Raw genomic sequence first — 6,712 nt, 5'->3', positions numbered from 1 at the left:
GGCTCAGGGAGCGGGCCCTGCGCTAGGCCCCATGGCGGGCCGTGACTGAAAAAAATCTGCCGCGACCTCTTGCGGACCCCGTCGGGCGCCGGTAAACTGCGCAGCTCTTCGGGCGGTTAGCTCAGCGGTAGAGCACTACCTTGACATGGTAGGGGTCACAAGTTCGATCCTTGTACCGCCCACCACTTTTCCATAAAGCGAGAAGTGGCTTGAAGACAACGATAAAGGGAGCCTCTCACGGCTCCTTTTTTCTTGCCTTGCGCTCAAGCAGCTAGGCACGCAACCCGTCCATGTATTCACTCAGGGTTTCTCGTTTGACGCCATCTCGCGATAAGCGCCGGTTGTAAAACGAGTCCTGGTCGAGGGCTGCTGATCTGGCTTGGTGCATTCATCGCCGTATAAGCTCAATGTGCCAACGGCGCGGGTTGATGTCGTTTGTTCCAGGGTGATGCGATTTCCTGCATAGACCCCGGTCGCTCGAAGGTCCATCCCTACCGCCAGCCTGTCGTTAGCACCGTGATCCAGTACCAGCCGATACCGGCATTCGAACTGATCGGCACGGTTATCGTGCAGCCGACTCGCTGAGACCACGCCGACGTCCAGCGGCGCTTCGCGAATCAGCGACCGCTGTGCAGATGGCAGGGCAGGCAGCCCGTATACCTTGCGATGTTCGTCTCCGTCGCGCATGAGAAACGAGCCGTATGCGCCCTCCCGCGGCTCATCACCGAGGTTTATCGCGCTGGCGAATGCCGGGAGTTCCTTCTCGGAAACCATGTACATGCGTTCGCCCCAGACGACAGGCATGACATGGTCGGCAAAGCCGATACCACTCGGATCGTTGGGTTGCTCGTATTTCAGAAGCAGACTGCCGTCCGCTTGGGGAACCACCCTTCCCTTGTTCGCTGCGTAGGTACCAAGGCATCCCTGCCATGTGGCAGCAACGCCAGAACGGGGCGCGAGAGATACGGATACGTTTGCGCCAAGGCCATCGCCGGAATAATAGTCGCCAGCCCACGGAGTTCCCGGAGTCGCCGAATTTTCTTTGGCGATGGCGGCGCGCTGTGCGTCTACGGCGTGTTCGAAGGCTGCTTCGGTCGGGGAAGCATATCCAGGGGATGCCCCGCCGAGTAGCGCCAGAGACAGCCCGAATAGGAAAAGGTGGCGGMTTTGCGCAAGCGAGTGCACGATCCCTGTCTCCCCGTACCCTGAAGCGCCATAGTCGGCTTCCTTCAATGGTAAATCAGTCTATCGGTTCAGTGGGATCGTAGGGTCGTGGACGGGCCTACGTCGGATTTTCGATACTCGGACTGTGCTTACCTGAAGAGACTCCCTGGGCGGATGCCGGGTATTCGCGCGCGTCGGCAAGCTGTCTGTATGCGTCGCCGAAACTGGTCAGGATTCTCATGACTCCATGTGTCGACGTGCTGCACGCTGGCCGTCATCCCGCCCGCGTTTCTTCAATCCGGCAGGAATCGACTTCATGGAGCAGGCAATGAGCAAACGCAGCGGTATTCCTCCTTATCGTCCACGCCGAGCGGTCCAGTCGCCAGGGACCGTCGCAAGCCCGGCGGTGGGGGACGCCATCGCGACGACCCTGATCGGCATGCAGGTTCAGCTGACGCGCATCGACGGTCGGCTTAACCGGGTGGATGAGCGGTTCGACAGGATGGACGAGCGTTTCGACCGGATGGACGAGCGCTTCGTTCGGATCGACGAGCGTTTCGACAGGATGGACGAGCGCTTCGTCCGGATCGACGAACGCTTCGTCCGGATCGAAGGCCGGCTCGATGGCATCGACCTTTCCCTAAAGGAAATCAGGGCAGATGTGCATGTTCTGACCGTGTGGAAGGAACGCGTCTTTGGCGTCATCATCACCTGCGGCGCCGTCGCCGCGATGCTGGCCTTCGCCATCAACATCATCAAGATGCTGGAACTCAAGTCGCCCTGAGCGGGTCGCCTCCGAGGCATCTGGCCGCACGCCCCGCGTCGCTCGACGGGCTACACTCACGGCAATCCCCGACGGAGTGGCGTGCGTGGCCTATCTACTGATCAAATCCCTGCACATCGTGTTCGTCATCGCCTGGATGGCGACGGTGTTCTACCTGCCGCGCATCCTGGTGAATATCGTTGAAGCGGGCAACGAGCCGGCGGTGAAGGCACGGCTCGAGCTGATGGGCCGTCGGCTATACAAGTTCGGCCACAGCATGTTCGGTGTGGCCCTCGTGCTCGGGCTGATCCTCTGGTTCGTCTTTCACATCAGTGGTGGCTGGTTGCACGCGAAGCTGGCCCTGGTCGCGGTGATGCTCGCCTATTTCATCTGGTCGGGAAGGGCGCTCAAGCGCAGCATGGCGGGCGGCGCACTGCCCTCGTCGAAGGCGCTGCGTATCGGCAACGAGTTACCCGTGCTGGTGCTGCTGGCCATCGTTTACCTCGTCGTCGCCAAGCCATTCTGAGGTCTCGCCCGGTGCGACCCGGATCGGTCATGATCGCCGCTGACCCAACAAATGCAGGAATCACCGGTTGAGCGACGGGAACGACATCGCGCCAGGCCTCATGGTGCTGCACGGCAACCGGCTGGAGGAGCTGCGCGATGTCCTCGTCGCCTGGTTGCGCCGGGCCCCGCTGAAGCCGCTCGAGGACGAATGGGTTCTGGTCCAGTCCAACGGCATTGCGCAGTGGTTCCGGCTGGCCCTGGCGCGCGCCGTCGACGACGGTGGGCTGGGCATAGCCGCTGCCGTCAACGTCGAGTTGCCGGGCCGCTTCCTGTGGGTGGCCTATCGCGCGGTCCTCGGTCGCGATGCCGTGCCTCCCGAATCGCCTTTCGACAAATCCCGCCTGGTCTGGCGCTTGATGCGCCTCCTGCCTTCGGTGGCGCGGGAGCCGGCTTTCGAGCCGCTGGCCGCCTTCCTCGGTACGGAGGGCGACGCCCGTAAATGCCATCAGTTGGCGGAGCGCCTCGCGGATCTCTACGACCAGTACCAGGTGTACCGCGCGGACTGGCTCGATGACTGGGCCGACGGCCGCGACGTGCTGCGCGACGCCCGCGGCGGGGCTCCCGCCATGGCTGCGCCCGATCGTTGGCAGGCGGCGTTATGGCGGCGACTGCTGGACGACGTCGGTGCCGATGAAGCGGACGGCCACCGCGCTGCCGTGCACGCGCGCTTCCTGCGCGCGGTGACGGAGGCCACCGAGCGTCCGAAAGCGTTGCCACGCCGCATCGTGGTCTTCGGCATGTCGTCGCTGCCCAGGCAGACGCTTGAGGCACTGTCCGCGCTGGCGCGATGGTCCCAGGTGCTGCTGGTCGTGATGAATCCTTGCCGGCACTACTGGGCGGATATCGTCGACGATCGCGAGCTGCTGCGCGCGGAGCGTCGCCGACAGGCGGCGAAGCCGGGCATGCCCGTGGAGCTGTCGGACGACGACATGCATCTGCACGCCAATCCGCTGCTCGCCGCCTGGGGTAAACAGGGGCGCGACTACATCCGGCTTCTCGACGAGTTCGACCATCCCGAGAGCTATCGCGAACGATTCAACGCGTGGGATCAACGCATCGACCTGTTTGCCGAGCCTGCATCGACCCACCTGCTCGGACAGGTCCAGTCGGCCATTCTCGATCTCGAACCGTTGCCCGCCACGCCCCGGCCGATCGATGACGGCGATACGTCGATCGCCTTCCATGTAGCGCATGGGCCGCAGCGAGAAGTCGAGATCCTGCACGATCAGTTGCTGTCCCGATTCGAGGCGTCCGCGCAGGCGGGCGATCCCATCCTGCCGCGCGATGTCATCGTGATGGTGCCGGACATCGAAACCTATGGCCCGCACATCGACGCCGTTTTCGGTCGCGTGCCGCGTGACGATCCGCGGTTCATTCCTTACAGCGTGGCCGACCGCGCGGCTCGCGGCACGGTGCCTGTCGTCATGGCCCTCGATGTCCTGCTCGGCATGACGGAGTCGCGTTTCGGCGCGGGCGAGATGGCCGACCTGCTGGATGTCCCGGCGGTGCGCGAGCGTTTCGGGCTCGCCGAAGACGATCTGCCTTTGCTGCATCGATGGGTGGAAGGGGCGGGCATTCGCTGGGGTCTCGACGCCGCACAGCGTGCCTCGCTCGATCTGCCGGCCCTCGAACAGAACACCTGGGCTTTCGGGCTGCGCCGCATGCTTCTCGGCTACGCCGTCGGGGCGGGCGAGGCCTGGGGCGAGATCGAGCCTTACCCGGAGGTGGGTGGACTGGACGCCCGTCTGGTCGGGCCGTTGGCCGACGTGCTGGAGCGCCTCGGCGAGCACTGGCTGGCGCTGCGCGAGCCAGCACCCGCTACGGAGTGGGGCGTTCGGCTGCGCCGCCTGTTGCGGGACTTCTTCGAGCCAGCGGAGCCCGACGACGGCATGCGCATCGAGCGCCTGCTGGACGCACTCGACGCCTGGGAGCGTGCGTGCGTGGAGGCGGCGTTCGATGATGCCCTCCCGATCGAGGTGGTGCGGGAGGCGTGGCTCGGCCAGTTCGACCAGGGTGGGCTCTCCAAGCGGTTCCTCGCTGGTGCGGTGAGCTTCGGCACGCTGATGCCGATGCGCGCGATTCCGTTCCGCCTGGTCTGTCTGCTCGGCATGAATGACGGGGATTACCCACGCGCGCGCCCACCGATGGATTTCGACCTGATGTCGAGGCAGGGCGCRTGGCGCCCGGGCGATCGCTCCCGTCGCGAAGACGATCGCTACCTGTTTCTCGAAGCGCTGCTTTCGGCGCGCGACGCGCTGCACATAGGCTGGGTCGGGCGCCGTGCGCGCGACAACGCCGAGCGTGCGCCGTCGGTGCTGGTGGGTCAGTTGCGCGACTATCTGGGCGCTGCCTGGCAAGGGCAGGGCGGCGCCGACCTCCTGCCCGCGGTCACGGTCGAGCATCCCCTGCAACCCTTTAGCAAGGCCTATTTTCGCGCGGACGACGCCCGGCTGTTCACCTATGCGAGCGAGTGGCGCCAGGCCCACGATGACATTCAGCGTGCTGTCGATGCGGACCTGGCCCCCGTCCTCGTGGATCGCCCGACCGGGCTGGGCGTGCTGCGCCGTTTCGTGCGTCATCCGGTGCGCGAATTCTTCCAGGCGCGCCTGGGTGTCCGCTTCGAAACGGCCGACACCGGCGGCGACGAGCGCGAGCCCTTCGCGGTGGACAGCCTGGGCCGGTTCGCCATGGCGGATACACTCCTTCGAGCTGCCCTGCGTAGTGAAGGCAGTGCCGTCGCAGCGATCGACGACGCGGCGGCGAAGCTGCAACGCAGCGGCGCCCTGCCGATGGGTGGATTCGCGGCACCGGTGCGCGCCGATCTCGAAGCGATCGCAGGCGCGGTTTACGGACGCTTCGTCGTGGAGCGGCGTGCGTGGCCGCACGAGGCGGGCAAGCGCGAGATCAGAATCGAGGTCGATGGCATGGCCATCGAAGACTGGCTGGCAGACCTTCGCGGCAACGACCAGGGGCAACTGGCGGCCTTCCTGCTGTCGCCGTCCAACGTGCTGGATGCCGACGGTGGGCCCCGCGCTCATCGCCTCGTCATGCCCTGGGTCGATCATCTCGTGGCGCAGGCTGCCGGTCTTGCCGTGGTCACGCGCTACATCGGGCCGGATGCCACGATCGTTCTCGAACCGCTTGCGGCTAACGACGCCATGGCGATGTTGCTCACGCTGGTGCGCGCCTGGCGCGAGGGCATGGCCAGGCCTCGGCCGGTCGCGGTGAAGACGGCGCTGGCGTGGCTCAACGCGCGCTCACCGGAGGAGGCGCCGCAGGCTGCGCGCGCCACGTATGAAGCCACTCACGAACGGACGTACGGCGAACTCGACGGCGATCCCTACCTGCTTCGCGCCTACCCTGATTTTGCTTCGTTGATGCAGGCTGGCTTTGCCGATTGCCTTGAACCTTATCGCGACTTCCTCGGCACCTTGCGCGTGGAGGTGTCATGAGCGTCGCGATGGAACCGCTGCGGCCACTGGTCATGCCGTTGTCGGGCATTCGCCTGATCGAAGCGAGCGCCGGCACGGGCAAGACCTGGACCATCGCCGCACTGTATGTACGCGCGGTGCTCGGTCATGGCATCGCCCAGCCCTTGCTGCCGCCGAACATCCTCGTGGTGACCTTTACCGAGGCGGCAACGCAGGAGCTGCGTGAGCGGATTCGCGCACGTCTGGTTGATGCGGCTCGTGCGTTTCGCGCTGGTGAGTCGGACGACGCGTTCCTCGCCGACTTGCTCGCCGCCTACCCGTCGACCGCGCATGCGGCGTGTGCGCGCCGTGTTGAGCTGGCCGCGCAATGGATGGACGAGGCCGCCATCTTCACTATCCACGGCTGGAGCCAGCGCATGCTGACCCAGCACGCGTTCGGAAGCGGTCACGCCTTCGTGCAGACACTCGAGCCTGACGAGAGCGAGCTCCTGGCCGATTGCGTGCGCGACTACTGGCGCCAGGCCTTCTATCCACTGGACACGCGGCAGGTGGCTGCGGTGCTGGCGGAATGGAAGACGCCCGATGCGCTGATCCAGACGTTACGGCCCCTCCTCTTCGGCGGTGAGACCACGTTGCGGGTCAACGGTGAGGCTCTGGATGCGACGGATGTCGCCGCTTTGTTTACGGCGCTGCGCGCATGGGAAGACGAGGACGCCCGCCGGCTCGCCGTCGCTCGCGACGCGTGGATGGGCGATGTCGAGCGCATCGAGGCCTTGCTGCGCGATGC

General features: G+C 65.4%; 5 protein-coding genes and 1 tRNA gene. 5 read left to right on the top strand and 1 reads right to left on the bottom strand.

Annotated features, from left to right (window positions below):
* Positions 1-110: 110 nt before the first annotated feature.
* Positions 111-185: transfer RNA gene (locus tag AC1DT2_RS13225), tRNA-Val, on the top strand.
* A gap of 115 nt (positions 186-300) precedes the next feature.
* Here AC1DT2_RS13225 and AC1DT2_RS13220 read toward each other — a convergent pair.
* Positions 301-1,185: a hypothetical protein gene (locus AC1DT2_RS13220; RefSeq protein WP_477296741.1), complete on the bottom strand. Its 885-nt coding sequence runs from the start codon at positions 1,183-1,185 to the stop codon at positions 301-303.
* Between the two features lie 295 nt (positions 1,186-1,480).
* On the opposite strand from AC1DT2_RS13220, the gene AC1DT2_RS13215 reads away from it, so the two are divergent.
* The 4 genes from AC1DT2_RS13215 to AC1DT2_RS13200 form a co-directional block, all read left to right on the top strand.
* Positions 1,481-1,948, top strand: a complete 468-nt coding sequence (locus AC1DT2_RS13215; RefSeq protein WP_063571876.1) for a hypothetical protein — start codon at positions 1,481-1,483, stop codon at positions 1,946-1,948.
* 85 nt (positions 1,949-2,033) lie between these two features.
* Entirely contained in the window at positions 2,034-2,453 is a 420-nt protein-coding gene (locus AC1DT2_RS13210; RefSeq protein ID WP_477296740.1) for a CopD family protein, read from the top strand.
* A 67-nt stretch (positions 2,454-2,520) separates the two neighbouring features.
* A complete protein-coding gene (gene recC, locus AC1DT2_RS13205; RefSeq protein WP_477296739.1) occupies positions 2,521-5,946 on the top strand; it encodes an exodeoxyribonuclease V subunit gamma in 3,426 nt (1,141 codons plus the stop codon).
* Positions 5,943-6,712 (top strand): UvrD-helicase domain-containing protein (locus AC1DT2_RS13200; protein ID WP_477296737.1); only part of this gene is annotated, 770 nt, incomplete at its 3' end. The genes recC and AC1DT2_RS13200, both read left to right, overlap by 4 nt.

The organism is Luteibacter sp. P4_E6 (assembly GCF_056401535.1).
This window is presented reverse-complemented; position numbering and strand designations above follow the sequence as displayed.